The sequence below is a fragment of the Streptomyces sp. NPDC101227 genome, assembly GCF_044767545.1.
In the GTDB taxonomy this organism is placed as follows: domain Bacteria; phylum Actinomycetota; class Actinomycetes; order Streptomycetales; family Streptomycetaceae; genus Streptomyces.
Map to the genome: position 1 here is coordinate 385479 of NZ_JBIWOD010000001.1, position 17776 is coordinate 403254.

Here is a 17776-nt window from a genome sequence, read left to right on the forward strand (position 1 = left end):
CCCTGTCAGTACCAGGGTCCGCGCGGGCCGCCCGATGGACGTCCGGAAACTGTTCCCTCCTGGATACCGACCGCTTAGTATGTCGCTCGACGACGGCAAGGGGGCCGGCGTGCCGTCGTACCCCCGCATATCCGAGGTCTGTGGAGGCACCTGGTGAAGGCATGGCGCGTATCCGCGAACGGCGAGCCGCGTGAGGTGATGCGGCTGGAAGAAGTGCCGGACCCGCAGGCGGGACCCGGGCAGCTGCTGCTGCGCGTACGGGCCGCCAACGTCAACTTCCCCGACGCGCTGCTGTGCCGCGGCCAGTACCAGGTGCGGCCGCCGCTGCCGTTCACCCCGGGCGTGGAGATCTGCGGCGAGGTGCTCGCAGTGGGGGAGGGCGCGGCCGGCGAGATCGGACAGCGGGTGCTGGCCCAGCCGCCGCTGCCCGACGGCGGGTTCGCCGAGCTCGCGGTCGTCGACGCGGCGACCGTACGGCCCGCCCCCGACGCCCTCGACGACGCCGAAGCTGCCGCCCTGCACATCGGCTACCAGACCGGCTGGTTCGGACTGCACCGCCGGGCCCGGCTCCAGGCGGGCGAGACCCTGCTGGTGCACGCCGCGGCCGGGGGCGTCGGCAGCGCCGCCGTACAGCTCGGCAAGGCCGCCGGCGCCCGGGTCATCGGCGTGGTGGGCGGCGCGGAGAAGGCCCGCACCGCCCGCGAGCTGGGCTGCGATCTCGTCCTCGACCGGCGCTCGGACGACATCATCGCCGAGGTCAAGAAGGCCACCGGCGGCCGCGGCGCGGACGTGGTCTACGACCCGGTCGGCGGCGACGCGTACGCCAAGTCCGTCAAATGCATCGCCTTCGAGGGCCGGATCATCGTCGTCGGCTTCGCCGGCGGCGCCATCCCCAGCCCCGCCCTCAACCACGCCCTGGTGAAGAACTACGCGATCCTGGGCCTGCACTGGGGCCTGTACAACACCAAGGACCCGGCCGCCATCGACGCCTGCCACGAGGAGCTGACCAAGCTCGCCGCCCAGGGCGTCATCAAGCCGCTGATCGGCGGCCGGGTCCCGCTGGAGGGCGCCGCCGAGGCCGTACAGCGGGTCGCCGACGGCACGTCCACCGGCCGCCTGGTCGTCATCCCCGGACTCGAGGAGGCACGATGACCGACGCCGCCGACCTGCGCCGCCGTACCGCCGAACTGCTCGCCGCGCACCCGCCCACCCGTCGCCCATCACCACCCTCGAACGAGGGCCCTGCGGGCCCGCCCCTCTGGTCTGCCACCGACCGGCTGGACTTCCTGCGCGCCCGCTTCGACGCGGGCCTGGCCTGGATCCACTTCCCCAAGGGCCTCGGCGGCCTCGACGCGCCGCGCGCACTGCAAGCGGTCGTGGACGCCGAACTCGAGGCCGCCGGCGCCCCCGGCAACGACCCGGGCCGCATCGGCATCGGCCTCGGCATGGCCGCGCCCACCATCCTCCGCTACGGCACCGACGAGCAGAAGCGGCGCTTCCTGCGCCCCCTGTGGACCGGGGAGGAGGTGTGGTGCCAGCTGTTCAGCGAGCCGGGGGCCGGGTCGGACCTGGCGGCGCTGGCGACCCGTGCGGTACCGGACGGAGAGCACTGGGTGGTCGACGGCCAGAAGGTCTGGACGTCCGGCGCGCACCAGGCCCGCTGGGCCATACTGATCGCCCGCACCGACCCCGACCTGCCCAAACACCGCGGGATCAGCTACTTCGTCTGCGATATGACCGACCCCGGCGTCGAGGTGCGGCCGCTGCGGCAGATCACCGGCGAGGCCGAGTTCAACGAGGTGTTCCTGACCGGCGTACGCATCCCGGACGCCCATCGCCTCGGCGACGTCGGCGAGGGCTGGCGGGTCGCCCAGACCACGCTGATGAACGAGCGGGTCGCCATCGGTGGTGCCCGGATCCCCCGGGAAGGCGGCATGATCGGCGTCGCCGCCGCCGACTGGCGCGAGCGCCCTGAACTGCGCACCCACGATCTGCACCAACGACTGCTGAAGCTGTGGGTGGACGCCGAGGTCGCCCGGCTGACCGGCGAGCGGCTGCGCCAGCAGCTCTCCAAGGGTCAGCCGGGCCCCGAAGGCAGCGGCATGAAGCTCGCCTTCGCCCGGCTCGCCCAGCAGATCAGCGGCTGGGAGGTGGAGTTCCTCGCCGAGGACGGACTGACCTACGACGACTGGACGCTGCGCCGCCCCGACGGCGTCGACTTCACCGGCCGCGAGGCCGGCTACCGCTATCTGCGCGCCAAGGGGAACTCCATCGAAGGAGGCACCTCCGAAGTGCTCCTCAACATCGTCGCCGAACGCGTGCTGGGGCTGCCGCCCGAGCCGCGCACCGACAAGGACGTCGCGTGGAAGGACCTCCCCCGATGACCGACCCGCTGCCCAGCGCGCCCGACACCGGCCTCCTCTATTCCGAGGACGAGGAGGCGCTGCGCGACGCCGTACGCTCCCTGCTCGCCGACCGCAGCGATCCGGCCACCGTGCTGGCCGGGCTGGAGTCGGACATTCCCTGCGACGGCGGACTGTGGCGCTCGCTCGCCACCGAGATCGGCACCGCCGGACTGCTGGTCCCGGAGAAGCTCGGCGGGCAGGGCGCGAGCGCCCGCGAGGCCGCCGTCGTGCTGGAGGAGCTGGGCCGCTCGGTCGCCCCCGTGCCCTATCTGACCAGCGCCGTCATCGCGGTCACCGCGCTGCTGGGCTGCGATACGGACCAGCCGGAGGTGGCCGCTCCGCTCGCCGCGCTCGCCGACGGCCGGACGGTCGGCGTGCTCGCCCTGCCGCTGCCCACCGCGCCGGGCGGGGCGGCCGAACCGGCCGTACGGGCCGACGCCGACGGCGCGCTGACCGGCCGAGTGACCTCGGTCGCCGACGCCGGGGCCGCCGAACTGCTGCTGGTGTGGGCCCGGCGCCCGGACGGCCCCGCCCTGTACGCGGTCGACGCCGCGGCGGACGGCGTACGGGCCGAAGCGGTGACGCCCCTCGACCTGACCCGGCCCCTCGGCCACCTCACCTTCGACGGCGCCCGGGGCCGCCTCCTGGCCACCGGCGACCGCGCCCGCACCGCCGTCGAGCGCGCGCTGCTCACCGGCGCCGGACTGCTCGCCTCGGAACAGCTCGGCGTCGCCGAATGGTGCCTGGCCGAAACCGTGCGCTACACCGCGGAACGCACCCAGTTCGGCCGCCCCGTCGGCTCGTTCCAGGCGCTCAAGCACCGGATGGCGGCCCTCTGGCTCGAGGTCGCCTCGGCCCGCGCCGCCGCCCGCAACGCCGCCGACGCGCTGGCCACCGACAGCCCCGACGCCCCGGTGGCGGTCGCCGTCGCCCAGGCCTACTGCGCCCCGGTGGCCGTCCGCGCCGCCGAGGAATGCATCCAGCTGCACGGCGGCATCGGGATGACCTGGGAGCATCCGGCGCACCTCTTCCTCAAGCGGGCCAAGGGCGACGAGATCGCGCTGGGCACCCCGGGCCGGCACCGGGACGCCCTGGCGGACCTGGTCGGGCTGAGCGCGCCGTAAGGAGCAAGTCGTCAGGACCCCGGAGGGTCAGCCGGTGACGGTGAAGGCCCTGCTGAAGGCGCGCGCCGCGCCGTCATCGGCGGACACCTCCAGGAAGTACGCGCGGCCCGGCGCGACCAGCGGCAGCGTCACCAGCGCCTCGCCGGTCGGCCCGGCGCCGGCCCGCGGTGCGACCAGCGCCACCCGCTGCGTCCGCTTGGCGCGGGTGCGCACATGCAGCCACACGTCCACCTCGCGGCCGGTGTTGTTCGTCCAGGCCACGCTGAAACTGCCGTGGACCCGGAAGCTCAGGCCGGGCTGCGGCGCCGTCACCGCGATCCGCAGGTTCCGGGGCACGTGCTTGCGCTGCGCGTGCCGGGGCTTCGCGTGCCGGGGCTGCCCGGCGGTGGCGGCACCCAGGCCGGTGGTCGCCACCCGCGCCGCGGAGCCGCCGTGGCCCAGGACGTCCGCACGGCCGGGCGCGGCACCGGGAGCCGCGGCCGGCTTCGCCTCCGTGGGCCAGGGGCGGGCGTGCGACGGAAGCAGCGTCATGACCAGCAGACAGCCGACGGCGGTGGCGACGACGGCGACGGCCACGGACTTGAGCATCGAGGTCGCCCTGCGCATCCAGATCTCGTTTCCTCGGGGGAGGGACGAGCCGGAACATCCCCGGTCATTTCATCATCAAAAACGCCACGCTGAGCGATCACCTGGTTGGACACGCCCCGCGCGACAGGGCCCGCGGGCCACGGGATACTCCACCGGCGACAGGTATTTTCCGGCCACCCCAATGGCCCTGGCCCCCACCGTGCAGCGGCCTCCGTCATCGGTGATGTCCTGAAAGTGCGGTTCGGGTAGCGTCATATGCATGAAGACCGCAACCCGTCGTACGCCGTTCGGCCCCCTGCTCCTGCTGGTGGCCGCCCTGCTGGCGCTGGTCACGACGCTGGCACCCGGTGCCCGCGCCGCCGGCGGCCTCGACGCGGCCGCGGCGGCCCTCAAACAGGGCCCGGTCTACGTCGATCCCCGCGCCTCCGGCCAGTTCCCCAAGGCCGAAGCGGACGCGCTGGCCAAGAAGATCAAGAACTCCGGCAAGCCGATCTTCGTCGCGGTGCTCCCGCGGGCCGCCGAGTACCCGCCCAAGACGCTGCTCCAGGACCTGCGGACCAAGGTCGGCATCAGCGGGGTCTACGCCGTCGAGCTCGGCAACGGCTTCAACGCCGGAGCCGACCCCCGGGTGATGCCGCACGGCTCCGTCCAGAACCTCGTCGGCTCGATCAAGCGCTCCGACTACCCCACGGTCTCCCAGCGCCTCAACAGCTTCGTCGACATCGCCGACCAGCAGGCGATGGGCCACGCCCCGTCCTCCTGGGGCGGCGCGGACAACTCGGGCCTCGACACCGGCACCGCCATCGGGCTCGGTGCGCTGGTCGTGATCGGCGGCGGCGGAGCGTACGCCATCGCCCGCCGCAACCGCCGCAGGCGGGCCGAGGCGGAACGCGCCGCGCTCGAGGACCTGCGGGTCGTCGTCGACGAGGACATCACCGCCTTCGGCGAGGAGCTGGACCGCCTCGACTTCAGCCCCGCCGAGCCCGGCGCCGACGAGGCGATGCGCACGGACTACACCCATGCGCTGGACGCCTACGAGAACGCCAAGTCGGCGATGGCCCGGGCCGAGCACCCCGGCGACGTCCAGGCGGTGACCACCGCCCTGGAGGAGGGCCGGTTCGCGCTCGCCACCCTCGCCGCCCGCCGCACCGGCCGGCCGCTGCCCGAGCGCCGGCTGCCCTGCTTCTTCGACCCCCGGCACGGCCCGTCCGTCGTCGACGTCCAGTGGGCGCCGGCCGGCGGCGCGGAACGCACCGTACCCGTCTGCGCCGCGGACAAGAGCCGCCTGGACGACGGTCGTGAGCCGCTGGCCCGCACCGTCCGCACCGAGAGCGGCGACCGCCCCTACTGGGAGGCGGGCCCCGCCTACGGCCCCTGGGCCGGCGGCTACTTCGGCGGCGGTCTGCTGCCCGGCCTCCTCGTGGGCACCCTGCTCGGCAACGTGATGATGTCGAGCAACGCCTACGGCGCCGACTTCGGCGGCCCCACGGGAGCGGAGGGCGGCGACTTCTCCGGATCCGACTTCAACCCGGACGACTTCGGCGGCGGTTTCGGCGACGGCGGCGGCTTCGACGGCGGTGGCGGGGGCTTCGACGGCGGCTTCTGACCGCCGCGCATTCACCGCCGCGCGGCGACCGCGCGCACGGCGCTCAGTACCCGCTGCACCCGGTGCACCCGCGGCCGCTCGGCCGTGCCCGTCGGGGTGAGCGCACGGACCGGGCGGCGGCCCCGGCGCCGCGCGTCGTCGCCGCTCACCCCTCGGTCCCGGCCACCACCGCCCGCTTGGCGCCCAGAAATCGCGCATAGCGCGGCCGCGCGGCGAAGTCCCCGTACGTCCACACGGCGGGCCGGCCGACCTCCTTGCACAGATGCAGGACCTGATCGGGCGCCAGGTGGACGCCCACATGCGCCCCGTACCCGACGGGGCGGCCCTCGACCGGCCCGCCGTCGAAGAGCACCAGGTCCAGCGGCCGCGGCCGCTCGACGCGCACGGTCGCCAGCTCGTCCGCCCACAATTCCGCCGACCGCAGCGGCGGGACCACCAGCCCGAAATGCCGCAGTACGGCATAGGCGTAGCGCTGGCAGTTCGCGCCCCCGGCGAGACCGGCGGCCGGGTCCCCGCCGGGTGACGGGCATTCAGGTGCCCCCGCTCCCGGATGGCGGGCGACCGAGTAGCTGACGTTGCGGAAGACCTCCGGCAGGCGCGCCAGGGCCTCCTCGCCGCAGGGGACGGGGATTTGACGATAAGAAGGTGATGCCATCCGGTCATGATGCAAGGGATCTTCCCGATGCCGCACGCCGTCAGGTCGACGAGGCTCGGCAGAACGGTATCGACGCGTACTCGACCCCGCGAGGAGATCCCCGATGCACCGCCGCTTCCGCAAGGCCGCTCTCTGGGGCGCGACCATGGCCGCCGTCGTGGCTGCCGCAGGCCCGCTCAGTCCGGCGCACGCCGCGCCGCAGCCCGACCCCACGCCCCAGCCCTCGCCCCGCGGCATGCTCGACGCGATGCGGCGCGACCTGGGGCTGACGCCGGACCAGGCCCGCACCCGGCTCGCCCAGGAAGCCGAGGCGCAGCGGGCCGCCGTCGCGGTCCGCCGGGTGCTCACCGCGCCGCCGGCCGGCATGTGGTTCGACAAGACGGTCGGCAAGCTGATCGTCGCGGTCACCGTTCCCACCGACGCGGAGCGCGTACGAGCCGCCGGCGCGCTGCCCAAGACCGTCAAGCACAGCCGCGCCGCGCTCATGGAACTCGTCCGGCAGATCGGCACCAGGGCCGGCGACGGCGTGGCCGGCGTCACCGGCTGGGGCGTGGACGAGCGCGCCAACGGCGTCGTGGTCCGCGTCGACCGCCGGGCCAGCAGCGCCGCCACCGACGCCTTCGAGAACGCCGTACGCTCGCTCGCCGCCCGGTCGCACATCCCCGTCACCATCGAGCGCAGCGATCAGTCGCCGCGCCAGCAGGGCGGCACGGTCATCGGCGGCGAGCGCTGGATGCCCGGCCAGGAGGGCATCTGTTCCATCGGCTTCTCGGTGACCGGAGCGGCCGGCTTCGAGGGCTTCCTGACCGCCGGTCACTGCACCAACGACGCCGACCAGCCCGCGTACGGCAAGGACGGCAGCCTTGTGGGCACCTCCAACGAGGGCGGGCACCACAGCGTGATCGGACACGAGGGCGACTTCGGACTGGTCACCGTGAACGGGCCGGGCTGGCGCCTGTCCCCGAACGTGGCAGGCCAGGGCGGGCAGCCGGTCGCCGTGACCGGTTCGCAGGAGGGCGTGGCGGGCACGTCCGTCTGCCACTCCGGGGAGGCCACCGGCTGGCACTGCGGCGAGATCACCCGGACCGAGCAGACCGTGGACTACGGCACCGCCATCGTCGACGGACTGTCGTTCACCAACGCCTGCTCGGCGCCCGGGGATTCGGGCGGCTCGTACGTCACCCAGCCCGCGGCCCCGAAGGCCGTCGGCCTGCACTCCGGCGGCGGCACCGCCACCTGCAGCGACGGCGGCGGCGACACCGTCACCATCTTCCAGCCGGTCGACGAGGCGCTGGCCAAATGGGACCTGTCGCTGAAGATGGGCGGTTCCTGACAAGTGCCCGCCGCGGAAGACTCCCGGCCGCCGGTCCCCGGCGCCTACCATGTGACGCGAGTGGCCCATGAGGTCCAACGCGTCCGCCCGGAGGGCCGGCGCCTACCGGGGGAGCGGGAGAGAACGTGGCAGACGCGACGCATGCGACGGATACGGCCGGGGCGACGGAGGCGGGGGACGGCGCGACGCCTTTCACCGTGGGCATCACCGTCCGTGGCTATGAGACGGACACCCAGGGCCACCTCAACCAGGCCGTCTACCTCCAGTACGCCGAGCACGCCCGCTGGTCGCTGCTCCAGGCCTGCGGCATCCGGCAGAGCGCCATGGTGGACCGGCGCATCGGCCCGGTGACGGTCGAGACGACCATCCGCTACCGGCGCGAACTGCGGGCCGGCGACGAGGTCGAGGTCAGCTGCGCGTTCGTCTGGGGCGAGGGCAAGACCTTCGTCATCGAGCAGACGGTAACCAAGGCGGACGGCACGGTGGCCGCCGAACTGAGCGCCGTGTGCGGCCTGCTGGACCTCGAGAAGCGCAAACTGTTCCCGGACCCCCGGGCGGCCTTCCGCGAGCTGGCCGCCGAGCCGGCGGCGCTGGGCCTGGGGTGAGCCCGGTCCCAAGGGGGCTTGGGCTGTGGGGGGTTGAGCCTTAAGGGGTGGGCGAACAGATCCCCTAGGGGATGCAAGCGCCCCCTGCGGGGCCACAACGCGGTGGGCCGGGGCGGGTATTCCCGCGGCGCGCCAACGTCATCGACGGTGATCGACAGCCTGCCGCTCAAGGTCACTGCTCAGGGCCGTCGCTCGATGCCGCCGCTCAAGGCCGTTGTGGCACCACCATCACCTCGGTGCCGCCCGCCCGCACCGTGCGGATCTGCTCCGCCGGCAGGCCGTCGTCCACGATCAGCAGATCGAAGTCGGTCAGCGGCGCGAGCGCGTACAGCCCGTCCTTGGTGAACTTCGTGTGGTCGGCGACCAGCACCCGGCGCGCCGCGCTCTCCATCATCGCCCGCTTGACCTGCACCGTCTCCGGCGAGGTGTGATAGCAGCGGCCGTTGATGACGGCCGTGGTGGACAGGAACAGGACATCGGCGCGGAAGGCCCGTACCGCGTCCGCGGTGTGCAGGCCCATGAAGGCGTCATACGCCGGGAAGTAGGCCCCGCCCAGCGTGATCAGCGAGATGCCGGGCTCCTTGGCGAGGGTGGTGATCGCCGGGAGCGAGTTGGTGATGACGGTCAGCGGGGTGTGCTCGGCCACCTGATGGGCCAGCAGCAGACAGGTGGTGCTGTCGTCCAGCAGCACCGTCTGCCCGGGGACCAGTAGCGTCGCCGCGGCCCGCGCCAGCTGCTGCTTGGTCGCCGCCATGGTGGCCATCCGCTCCGCGACACTGCCGTGGAACTGCGCCGACGGCAGTCCGGTCGCCCCGCCGCGCACCTTGCGCAGCCAGCCCTGCGCCTGCAGCGCGTCCAGATCGCGGTGCGCCGTCATCAGGCTGACGCCGAACTCCTCGGCCAGTTCCGAGGTGCGCACGAAACCGCTGGCGATGACGCGCTCGCGCATCCGCCGCCGCCGCTCCTCCTGGGCCTCGACCCGGTCCATCGGTCTCCCTGCGCTCACTGCCCGGCCTGCCGCATCCATCGCGGTGCGTCGTGGTACATCGCGGTCCGCGGCAGTCGTTCGTCATCCGGCGCGGTCCGTCACGGTCCGCCGCGCTCCTTCGCCTCCCGCGCGCCCCGGTCGCGTGAAAAGCGCCGCGTTATGTTCGCACGGATTTAACACTGCACGCGGGGCGGCAGCCGTGTCCACATGCGGTTCCGATGCGACGCAACATGGCTGGTCGTGGCCCCGATGCGAACATTCCGGCGGCCATTGACGGCCGATTCTGCCCGGCGGTTCCATCGCTCCGTTCGCCCCTCCCTGCCGAGCCGCCGCAGAAAGGGAGATTCGATGTCGAATTCTCCGTCGCGTTCGCTGATAACCCGCCTGGGCATCCCGCCGACCCTCCTCTGGGGATACCTCGGGCTCCTCCTCTTCATGATCGGAGACGGGGTCGAGTCCGGCTATCTCTCGCCGTATCTCACCGACCAGGGCTTCTCGGAGTCCCGCGTCGCGCTGCTGTTCACCGTCTACGGGATCGCCGCCGCCGTCGCGGCCTGGCTCTCCGGAGTGCTCTCCGACCTGTGGGGCCCGCGCCGCGTCATGTGGGCGGGCCTGGGCATCTGGGCCGTCTTCCAGCTGCTGTTCCTCGCCCTGGCCATCCCCACGGCCAGCTATCCGCTGATGCTCCTCGCCTACGGCCTGCGCGGCCTGGGCTATCCGCTCTTCGCCTACGGGTTCCTGGTCTGGATCGCCGCGGTGGCACCGCGGGCCCGTCTCGGCACGGCCATGGGCTGGTTCTGGTTCGCGTTCACCGGCGGGCTGCCCACGCTCGGCTCGCTGGTCGCCAGCGGACTCATCCCGGGCATCGGCGCCTACGCCACCCTGTGGGCGGCGCTCGTGCTGGTGGCCGCGGGCGGGCTGATCGCCCTGCTGCTGGTCCGGGACGACCGGGGCGGCAGGCAGCCCCGGACCGCCAGTCCGCTGGGCACGCTCGTCGGCAGCATCACCATCCTGTGGCGCAACCCCCGCGTCGGCCTGGGTTCGGTCGTCCGCGTCATCAATACGGCCTCCCAGTTCGGCTTCTTCGTGATCATGCCGATCCACTTCACCAAGACCGTCGGCTTCAGCCTCACCCAATGGCTGCATCTGCTCAGCGCGATGTTCGCGACCAATATCTTCGCCAACCTGCTGTTCGGCGTGGTCGGCGACCGCTTCGGCTGGCGCCGCACCATCGCCTGGTTCGGCGGCGCCGGCTGCACCGTGAGCACCCTGCTGCTCTTCTACGTCCCGAACGCGGCGGGCGCCAACTTCCCGCTCGCCCTGGTGGTGGCCGCCTTCTACGGGGCTACGCTGGCGGGATATGTACCGCTTTCGGCGCTGGTGCCCACGATGGAACCGCGGCACAAGGGACAGGCGCTGGCCGCGCTCAACCTGGGAGCGGGCGCCAGCACCTTCGTCGGCCCCGCCGTGGTCGCGGCCTTCGTGGGGCCGCTCGGCGTCGCGGGGGTGGTCTGGATCTTCGCGGGGATGTACGCGGTGAGCACGGTCCTCGCCCTCTTCCTGAAGCTGCCGGACGAGTCGCGCGGCGCGGACGGAGCACCGCACGCCGGTGCCCCGGCCGCCGCCCCGGCCCCGGCGTGAGAGGACCCCACTGATGTCCGTACTGACCATCGACGTCGGCACCACGGTGATCAAGTCCGTCCTCTTCGACGACCAGGGCACCGAGATCGCCGTCGCCCGCCGGGACACCGAGGTCCTGCGCCCGCACCCCGGCTGGGCCGAACAGGACATGGCGGCCGTGTGGAGCGCCGTCGTCCACACCGTCCGCGCGGTCCTCGACGGGTCGGCCGACCCCGTATGGCTGGTGTCCTTCACCGCCCAGGGCGACGGCGCCTGGCTCGTCGACGACCGCGGCCGCCCCACCGGACCCGCCATCCTGTGGTCCGACGGCCGCGCCGGGGACCTGCTCACCGACTGGCAGCGCGACGGCGTCCTCGAGGCGGCCTTCCGCCGCAACGGCTCGCTGACCTGCACCGGCATGCCCAACGCCCTCTTCAGCTGGCTCGCCGCCCACGACCCGGACCGGCTCGCCCGCTCCGCCACCTCGCTCACCGCCGCCGGCTGGCTCTTCCTGCGCCTCACCGGCATCCGGGCGAGCGATGAATCCGATGCCTCCGCGCCGTTCCTCGACCACGCCACCGGCGACTACGACCCGTACATCCTCGAGCTGTTCGGCCTGAACGCCCACCGGCGGCTGCTGCCCACCGTGCTGGGGGAGTCCGAGCGCATCGCCGAGCTGACCGGCGAGGCCGCCGGGCAGCTGGGCCTGCCCGCCGGGCTGCCCGTGGTGATGTCCCCGTACGACATCGCCGCCACCGCCCGCGGAGTCGGCGTGGTCAACCCCGGCCAGGCCTGCAGCATCCTCGGCACCACGCTGTGCACCGAGATCGTCCGCACCGAGATCGACACCGGCGGCGAACCGTCCGGCATCAACATCGCCTACCGCGGCCGCGAACGGGTGCTGCGCGCCTTCCCCACCCTCAACGGCGCCGAGGTGCTCGGCTGGGCGGCGCGACTGCTGCATCTTCCCGGGCCGCCCGAGCTGTCCGCGCTGGCGTTCGCCTCGGAGCCCGGCGCCCGGGGGCTGACGTTCCTGCCGTACCTCTCCCCGGCGGGCGAGCGCGCGCCCTTCCTGGACCCGCGCGCCCGCGGCTCCTTCTGGGGCATGTCCCTGGAACACACCCCCGCCGACCTGGCCCGCGCCGTCTTCGACGGCCTCTCCCTGGTCCTGCGCGACTCGCTGGCCGCCGCCCGTACGGACATCAGCGAACTGCGGCTGTGCGGCGGCGGCGCCAACAGCGACGCCTGGTGTGCGCTGATCGCCGATGCGACAGGCGTGCCGACCGCCCGCTCCCGCGATACCGAACTCGGCGCGAAGGGAGCCTTCCTGACGGGCCTGGTCCTCACCGGTGCCGAGTCCAGCATGCACCGCGCCGCCGACAAGTACGTCCGCATGCAACGAAGTTGGCAGCCGGATCCGGAACGCTCGGCGTTCTACACCGCGCTCTACGAGGACTTCCTCGGCTGGCGCGGCCTCGCCCGGGAGGCCGGCTGGCGCAGCGGCGCGGTATGGCGGGGAAGCCCCCGCGTCGCCACACCCCTCGGAGGCACCCGTGTCTGACCCCCGCACCCCCACCCTCGACGGCATCTGGCTGGGCCTGGACCTCGGCACCCAGAGCGCCCGCTGCGTCGCCGTCGACGGCACCGGCCAGGTCCTGGCCACCGCCGCCCGCCCGCTGACCGGTCACCGCGAGGGCAGGCGGCACGAGCAGGACCCGCAGGAGTGGTGGACGTCGCTGTCCGCCGCCTGCCGGGAAGTCCTGGAGGGGATCGACGCGCGACGCGTCCGCGGGCTCGCCCTCGACGGCACCTCCGGCACGATCCTGCTCGCCGACGACCGGGGCACCCCGCTCACCCCGGGCCTGATGTACGACGACGGGCGCGCCGACACCCAGGCCGCGGCCGTCAACGAGGCGGGCGCGGCGGTCTGGCAGGAGCTGGGCTACCGCAGCATGCAGCCGTCCTGGGCGCTGCCCAAACTCCGCTGGCTGCTGGACCACGAACCGGCCGCGGCGGCCCCGGGGACCCGACTGCTGCATCAAGTGGACCTGATTGCCTGGAAGTTGGCGGGCCGGCAGGTCCCCGCCGACGCCAGCCACGCCCTCAAGACCGGCTACCACCTGATCGAGGAACGGTGGCCGCAGGAGGTGATGGGCGCACTCGGCGTACCCGAGGGTCTGCTGCCCGAGGTGGTACGGCCCGGCACCGCGCTCGGCACCGTGTGCGCGGACGCCGCCGACGTCAGCGGAATCCCGGCCGGCACCGCCATCATCGCCGGGATGACCGACGGCTGCGCCGCCCAGATCGGCGCCGGAGCCCTCGCGCCCGGCGCCTGGAACTCGGTGCTCGGCACCACCCTCGTCCTCAAGGGCACCAGCCCGCACCTGGTCCGAGACCCCGCGGGCGTCGTCTACTGCCACCGCGGACCGGGCGAGAGATGGCTGCCCGGCGGCGCCTCCAGCAGCGGCGCGGGCGTCATCTCCCAGTACTTCCACAGCGAGAACCTGGACGTGCTCACCGCGCAGGCCGCCGCCCTCGACCCGGACGCGGTCGCCTACCCGCTGGTCTCCACCGGCGGCGAACGCTTCCCCTTCCGCGCCCCCGACGCCGAGCCCTTCATCATCGGCGAAGTCACCGGCCGCGCCGCCGAGTTCCACGCCTACCTCCTCGGCCTGGCCTGCCTCGAACGGCTCTGCTTCGACTACCTCGACCTGCTCGGCGCGCCCGTCGACGGACCCCTCACCCTCACCGGCGGCGGCGCCCGCAACCGCTACTGGTGCGGGCTGCGCGCCGATGTCCTCGGCCGCCCCGTACGCCTGCCCGAACAGGCCGAAGGCGCCATCGGCATGGCCGTCCTCGCCGCCACGTCCTCCGGCGTCGGCATCGAGGACGCGGCCGCCGCCATGGTCCGCATCGACGCCGAAATCCAGCCGTCACCGGACCGCACCGCCCGCTACATCCCCCTCTACCTCCGCTTCCTCGACGAACTCACCGCCCGTGGCTGGCTCGACCACGCCGTGGCCGATCACGCCCGCAGGAGGGCCGCCCAGTGACCGACTTCATCCTCGTACGCCACGGCGAGACCGTCTGGCACGCGGAGAACCGCTACGCCGGCCGCACCGACGTCCCCCTCACCGACCGCGGCCGCGACCAGGCCGCGGCCCTCGCCACCTGGGCGGCCACCGCCTCGCTCACCGCCGTCCGGAGCTCCCCGCTCGCCCGCGCCCGGCTCACCGCCGCCCCCGCCGCCGACGCCTGCGGCCTCACCCCGCGCATCGACGAGCGGCTCTACGAACTCGACTTCGGCCGGGGCGAGGGCCTGACCAGGGACGAGATGCGGCAGCTGTTCCCCGAGCGGGTGGCGGCCTTCCTCGCCGACCCGGTCGAGAACCATCTACCGGGCGGCGAACACCCACGCCACGCCGCCGAACGCGCCGCCGCCTGCCTCACCGACCTCGCCCGGGAGCAGCCCGACGGCCGGATCCTCGTCGTCGCCCACTCCACCCTGCTCCGGCTGCTGCTCTGCCACCTCCTCGGCATTCCCCTCGCCGACTACCGCCGCGTCTTCCCCCGGCTGCACAACGGCGCCCTCACCGAGATCCGCCTCGCACCCGGACGGACCGCACTCCTCAGCCTGAACACCCCCGCCCTGACCCAGGCCCCCGCCCTCCACTGACCGCCCACCCCTCCCAGGAGCAGCCCCGCATGAGCACCACCGTCCTCGCCGCCGGCAACCACTTCATCCGCCCCAGCCTCTTCGCCGAGGCGATACGTGCCGCTGCAGGGGAAACACCACTGGACATCAGGGAGTTGCAGTTCGGCTGGCCGCACACCCCCTTCGGACCGGTCGCCGAGGTCATCGAGGCCTCCGGCACCGAGGACGAGATGATCGCCGCGCTCCGGGGCGTCGAGATCTGCGTCACCGAACACGGCCCGCTCACCGAGCGCATCCTCGCCAACTGCCCCGATCTGAAGCTGTTCTGCACCAGCCGCGGCGGCCCGGTCAACGCCAACCTCGACGCCGCCACCCGGCACGGCGTCGCGGTCTGCTACGCCCCCGGCCGCAACGCCACCGCCACCGCCGAACACACCCTGACCCTGCTGCTGGCCGCCGCCCGCGGCGTCGGCGACACCCACACCGACCTGCGCCGCGGGGTCTGGCGCGGCGACTACTACGACTACGACAACTGCGGCATCGAGATCGACGGCAGCACCGTCGGCCTGATCGGTTACGGCGCCATCGGCAGCCGCGTCGCAAAGGTCCTCGCCGCGATGGGCGCCCAGGTCCTCGTCCACGACCCGTACGTTCCCCCCGCGGCGCTGGCCGGCATCGCCGAACAGGTCTCCCTCGACGAGCTGCTCACCCGCTCCCGGATCGTCTCGCTGCACGCCCGGGTCACCGAGGAGACCAAGGGAATGATCGGCCGCGACCAGATCGCCGCCATGCCGCGCGGCTCCGTCCTCGTCAACTGCGCCCGCGGCGCGCTGCTCGACTACGACGCGGTCTGCGACGCGCTGGAGCGCGGTCAGCTTGCCGGCTGCGGTTTTGATGTATTCCCCGAGGAGCCGCTGCCCGCCGGTTCCCGGCTGCTGACCGCGCCCGGCGTCGTCCTGACCCCGCATATCGCGGGCGGCAGCCAGCAGGTCGCGCACAAGGCCGCGGGAATCGTCGCCGGGGACGTCGGCCGCTATCTGCGCGGCGAGCCGCTGGCGCACTGCGCCAACCCCGGTGGTCCGGCGGCCGGTTGAGGGGTCAGCAACCAGGTGTCGCCGCGGCCGGCAGCGGGACCCGCCACAGCTGGCTGTCGTTCTCCGAGCCCACCAGCAGGGTCTTGCAGTCGGCGTAGGTCACCGTCTCGCCCTGCGGCTGGGCGGGCAGCGCGACCTCGGCGAGCTTGGTGCCGGCCGCGTCGTAGACATAGCCGGTGTTCGGCCCGAACGGGCCGCCGCTGCGCAGCACGTACGACGTGCCGCTGGGGGAGTAGGCGCCGTCGGTCGTCCAGGTCGGGCCGTTGCGCACCGGGGTGAGGGTGTTGACCTGGCCGGGCTGCGGGGGCAGCGGGGCCTTGTAGAGCTTGCCCGCGGAGCCCAGCACCTTGCTCGCCACGTACATCTGACGGCTCGTGGGGTCGAGGAGGAGCGACTCGGCGTCGTGCTTTCCGTCGGCGTAGGTGAACCGGAAGGTGGTCGGCGACACCGTCGCATTCGCCAGTGTGTCGGGCTCGGCGAAGCGGTACACCGAGATCTGGGCGCGGCCGGCGAAGTTGTCGCCGATGTCGCCGACCAGGATCGAGGGCCGCCCCGTCTCGTCGGGGCCGACGGCCATCGCCTCCCAGTCGGTGTTGGTCGCGCCGCCGAGCGTAAAGGTGGCCTTGAGCTGTCCGGTGGTGCCGGAGCAGTCGACGGCGAAGACCTGGTTGGTGTTGCCGCTGTCGTTGAGCGCGTAGACGATGCCCGGATGTTTGGTGCTCGCGCCCAGGCCGCTGAGCTCCTTGAGCCCGGCGGGCAGCGTGCAGGCGCGCTCGGCTGCGGACTTGTGTGCCCGGTGCGCCCGGTGTGCCGCGGAATGCGGCGCGGACGGTGCGGAGGCGGGGTCCGCGGCGAGGGGGACGGCGATCGCGGCGGTCGCCAGGAACGCCGCGGGGAGTACGGGGAGTGAGGACATGGGCTCAATGTGACGGGGGACGGCCGCAGCGCCAAGCATCGTCCGCCACCCGTTGAGCATGGGAGCGATAACGCGCCGGTATGGCGCGGAGGCCCGCCCGCCGTCAGCGCGACGGCTCGCGGACCGGCGCCTTGTGCCGGGCGTGGGCGAGGAACGCGCGGGCCGGCCGGCTCAGCTGATTGCGCGCATGGACAATGCCCACCGGGCGCAGCAGGGCGGGGGTGAAGGACCGCACCTCGGCGCGTGAGCCGAAGGCTCGTAATGCCATATCGCGGTACCAGATCAGCGAACCGTGCCCGCCGACCACGCTCGCCACCCACGCCAGCCGCTGGTCCACCTCCAGCGCCGCCACCGGGCGCACACCCAGCCGGCTGAACATGGACTCCAGCTCGGTGCGTCTGCCGGTGCCGCGGGTCGGCAGCACCAGCCGCAGGCCGTTCAGCCGGTGCAACGGCAGCGGGTCGGGCAGCGCGGAACCCGGCGGCGAGACCAGCACCACCTCCCGCTCCTGGAGATGGTGCGAGGACAGGTCCTGGTCCACCGGCAGATCCACCAATCCCAGCTCCGCCGACCCGTTCGCCAGACACTGCACCAGCGCCTCGCGGCTGTCGTGCTGAAGCAGCTGGATATCGACCTCGGGATGCCGCGCCGTGAAGGCGGGCAGCAGATCCGCCGCGAGATCGATGGCGAGGGTCGGGGTGGCGACCACACACAGCTTCTCCCGCCCCCCGCCGCAGTGGCTCGCGCCGATGTCCTCGATGGCGTCCACGGCCGCCAGCACCGTACGGGCCAGCCGCACCACCCGGGCGCCCTCGGGCGTCAGTTCCACGCCCCGGCCCTTACGGGTCACCAGCTCCACGTTCAGGTCGCGCTCCAGCGCCTGGACGGCCCGGGAGAGCGCGGGCTGGGCGACGTAGACGGCGGCGGCCGCTGCCGTGATGGACCGGCAGTCCGCGACCGCGACGAGATAACGCAGCTGCTGGAGGGTGAGGGTCATGGGCGGACGGTAGCCGCAGCGGGGTGAACCCGTAAGACAAACGGAGCGTCGGCACGGTGGCGGCGCGATGACCGCGCGAGGTCAAGCCGATTCCCGGTCGGCACCGAAGCAATGCCGTTCGGGCATGGGCCCGGGGCGGCGCCGGCCCGCACGGCGGCCCGCGGCGGCGGGCGGCGCGCGGAGAGTGCGC

Annotated in this window: 17 protein-coding genes; 11 read left to right on the plus strand and 6 right to left on the minus strand. The window is 73.3% G+C overall.

All coding sequences use genetic code 11. The annotated features are described in order from the left end of the window. Positions 1 to 153 precede the first annotated feature (153 nt). From ACIRPT_RS01695 to ACIRPT_RS01705, 3 genes are read left to right on the plus strand one after another with little or no spacing between them, the layout of a single operon-like run. Positions 154 to 1152 (plus strand): NADPH:quinone oxidoreductase family protein, encoded by a 999-nt coding sequence (locus ACIRPT_RS01695; RefSeq protein WP_403498087.1) that lies wholly within the window; start codon positions 154 to 156, stop codon positions 1150 to 1152. Further along, positions 1149 to 2384, plus strand: a complete 1236-nt coding sequence (locus ACIRPT_RS01700) for an acyl-CoA dehydrogenase family protein (protein WP_403820600.1) — start codon at positions 1149 to 1151, stop codon at positions 2382 to 2384. The genes ACIRPT_RS01695 and ACIRPT_RS01700 overlap by 4 nt, the downstream gene beginning before the upstream one ends. Beyond that, positions 2381 to 3529 (plus strand): acyl-CoA dehydrogenase family protein, encoded by a 1149-nt coding sequence (locus ACIRPT_RS01705; RefSeq protein ID WP_403820602.1) that lies wholly within the window; start codon positions 2381 to 2383, stop codon positions 3527 to 3529. Before ACIRPT_RS01700 ends, ACIRPT_RS01705 begins: the two co-directional genes overlap by 4 nt. Positions 3530 to 3556: 27 nt before the next feature. On the opposite strand, the gene ACIRPT_RS01710 is transcribed toward ACIRPT_RS01705, so the two are convergent. Then, entirely contained in the window at positions 3557 to 4135 is a 579-nt protein-coding gene (locus ACIRPT_RS01710) for a hypothetical protein (RefSeq protein WP_403820604.1), read from the minus strand. 241 nt (positions 4136 to 4376) lie between these two features. Here ACIRPT_RS01710 and ACIRPT_RS01715 point away from each other — a divergent pair, with 241 nt between their 5' ends. Beyond that, positions 4377 to 5723 carry a hypothetical protein gene (locus tag ACIRPT_RS01715; RefSeq protein ID WP_403820607.1) on the plus strand — a complete coding sequence of 449 codons (1347 nt, stop codon included), beginning with the start codon at positions 4377 to 4379 and terminating at the stop codon, positions 5721 to 5723. Positions 5724 to 5734: 11 nt separating this feature from the next. Here the strand turns inward: ACIRPT_RS01715 and ACIRPT_RS01720 are convergent, their stop codons facing one another. Continuing rightward, positions 5735 to 5872 (minus strand): hypothetical protein, encoded by a 138-nt coding sequence (locus tag ACIRPT_RS01720; protein WP_403820610.1) that lies wholly within the window; start codon positions 5870 to 5872, stop codon positions 5735 to 5737. After that, positions 5869 to 6378, minus strand: a complete 510-nt coding sequence (locus ACIRPT_RS01725; RefSeq protein WP_403820613.1) for a cell wall hydrolase — start codon at positions 6376 to 6378, stop codon at positions 5869 to 5871. Before ACIRPT_RS01725 ends, ACIRPT_RS01720 begins: the two co-directional genes overlap by 4 nt. A gap of 103 nt (positions 6379 to 6481) precedes the next feature. Between ACIRPT_RS01725 and ACIRPT_RS01730 the strand changes: the two genes are divergently transcribed. Continuing rightward, positions 6482 to 7711 carry a S1 family peptidase gene (locus ACIRPT_RS01730; protein WP_403498097.1) on the plus strand — a complete coding sequence of 410 codons (1230 nt, stop codon included), beginning with the start codon at positions 6482 to 6484 and terminating at the stop codon, positions 7709 to 7711. A gap of 197 nt (positions 7712 to 7908) precedes the next feature. Then, positions 7909 to 8316: an acyl-CoA thioesterase gene (locus tag ACIRPT_RS01735; RefSeq protein WP_403821755.1), complete on the plus strand. Its 408-nt coding sequence runs from the start codon at positions 7909 to 7911 to the stop codon at positions 8314 to 8316. Between the two features lie 205 nt (positions 8317 to 8521). Here the strand turns inward: ACIRPT_RS01735 and ACIRPT_RS01740 are convergent, their stop codons facing one another. Next, positions 8522 to 9304, minus strand: a complete 783-nt coding sequence (locus ACIRPT_RS01740) for a DeoR/GlpR family DNA-binding transcription regulator (protein WP_403820616.1) — start codon at positions 9302 to 9304, stop codon at positions 8522 to 8524. A 348-nt stretch (positions 9305 to 9652) separates the two neighbouring features. Here ACIRPT_RS01740 and ACIRPT_RS01745 point away from each other — a divergent pair, with 348 nt between their 5' ends. Genes ACIRPT_RS01745 through ACIRPT_RS01765 form a run of 5 tightly spaced genes read left to right on the plus strand, consistent with a single transcriptional unit; the run spans position 9653 to position 15673 of the window. Continuing rightward, on the plus strand, positions 9653 to 10945 hold the full coding sequence (locus tag ACIRPT_RS01745) for an MFS transporter (protein ID WP_403820619.1): 1293 nt from the start codon (positions 9653 to 9655) through the stop codon (positions 10943 to 10945). Positions 10946 to 10958: 13 nt separating this feature from the next. After that, positions 10959 to 12485: an FGGY-family carbohydrate kinase gene (locus tag ACIRPT_RS01750; protein ID WP_403820622.1), complete on the plus strand. Its 1527-nt coding sequence runs from the start codon at positions 10959 to 10961 to the stop codon at positions 12483 to 12485. Next, the gene (locus ACIRPT_RS01755; RefSeq protein ID WP_403820625.1) at positions 12478 to 13977 is read left to right on the plus strand and encodes an FGGY-family carbohydrate kinase; all 1500 of its coding nucleotides are present in this window, start codon (positions 12478 to 12480) and stop codon (positions 13975 to 13977) included. Before ACIRPT_RS01750 ends, ACIRPT_RS01755 begins: the two co-directional genes overlap by 8 nt. Further along, positions 13974 to 14600, plus strand: a complete 627-nt coding sequence (locus tag ACIRPT_RS01760) for a histidine phosphatase family protein (RefSeq protein ID WP_403820628.1) — start codon at positions 13974 to 13976, stop codon at positions 14598 to 14600. The genes ACIRPT_RS01755 and ACIRPT_RS01760 overlap by 4 nt, the downstream gene beginning before the upstream one ends. Positions 14601 to 14629: 29 nt before the next feature. Next, entirely contained in the window at positions 14630 to 15673 is a 1044-nt protein-coding gene (locus ACIRPT_RS01765; RefSeq protein ID WP_403820631.1) for a 2-hydroxyacid dehydrogenase, read from the plus strand. A gap of 4 nt (positions 15674 to 15677) precedes the next feature. Here the strand turns inward: ACIRPT_RS01765 and ACIRPT_RS01770 are convergent, their stop codons facing one another. Together ACIRPT_RS01770 and ACIRPT_RS01775 are read right to left on the minus strand one after the other, a co-directional pair. Then, the gene (locus ACIRPT_RS01770) at positions 15678 to 16589 is read right to left on the minus strand and encodes a hypothetical protein (protein WP_403820634.1); all 912 of its coding nucleotides are present in this window, start codon (positions 16587 to 16589) and stop codon (positions 15678 to 15680) included. A gap of 103 nt (positions 16590 to 16692) precedes the next feature. After that, on the minus strand, positions 16693 to 17586 hold the full coding sequence (locus tag ACIRPT_RS01775) for a LysR substrate-binding domain-containing protein (protein WP_403820637.1): 894 nt from the start codon (positions 17584 to 17586) through the stop codon (positions 16693 to 16695). Between the last annotated feature and the right edge of the window lie 190 nt (positions 17587 to 17776).

What these genes read in the sequence shown, in the direction of transcription:
- ACIRPT_RS01700 (WP_403820600.1), top strand. Translation starts at nt 1,149, where the DNA reads ATGACCGACGCCGCCGACCTGCGCCGCCGTACCGCCGAACTGCTCGCC.
- ACIRPT_RS01705 (WP_403820602.1), top strand. Translation starts at nt 2,381, where the DNA reads ATGACCGACCCGCTGCCCAGCGCGCCCGACACCGGCCTCCTCTATTCC.
- ACIRPT_RS01710 (WP_403820604.1), bottom strand. Translation starts at nt 4,135, where the DNA reads ATGCGCAGGGCGACCTCGATGCTCAAGTCCGTGGCCGTCGCCGTCGTC.
- ACIRPT_RS01715 (WP_403820607.1), top strand. Translation starts at nt 4,377, where the DNA reads ATGAAGACCGCAACCCGTCGTACGCCGTTCGGCCCCCTGCTCCTGCTG.
- ACIRPT_RS01725 (WP_403820613.1), bottom strand. Translation starts at nt 6,378, where the DNA reads ATGGCATCACCTTCTTATCGTCAAATCCCCGTCCCCTGCGGCGAGGAG.
- ACIRPT_RS01730 (WP_403498097.1), top strand. Translation starts at nt 6,482, where the DNA reads ATGCACCGCCGCTTCCGCAAGGCCGCTCTCTGGGGCGCGACCATGGCC.
- ACIRPT_RS01740 (WP_403820616.1), bottom strand. Translation starts at nt 9,304, where the DNA reads ATGGACCGGGTCGAGGCCCAGGAGGAGCGGCGGCGGCGGATGCGCGAG.
- ACIRPT_RS01745 (WP_403820619.1), top strand. Translation starts at nt 9,653, where the DNA reads ATGTCGAATTCTCCGTCGCGTTCGCTGATAACCCGCCTGGGCATCCCG.
- ACIRPT_RS01750 (WP_403820622.1), top strand. Translation starts at nt 10,959, where the DNA reads ATGTCCGTACTGACCATCGACGTCGGCACCACGGTGATCAAGTCCGTC.
- ACIRPT_RS01765 (WP_403820631.1), top strand. Translation starts at nt 14,630, where the DNA reads ATGAGCACCACCGTCCTCGCCGCCGGCAACCACTTCATCCGCCCCAGC.
- ACIRPT_RS01770 (WP_403820634.1), bottom strand. Translation starts at nt 16,589, where the DNA reads ATGTCCTCACTCCCCGTACTCCCCGCGGCGTTCCTGGCGACCGCCGCG.
- ACIRPT_RS01775 (WP_403820637.1), bottom strand. Translation starts at nt 17,586, where the DNA reads ATGACCCTCACCCTCCAGCAGCTGCGTTATCTCGTCGCGGTCGCGGAC.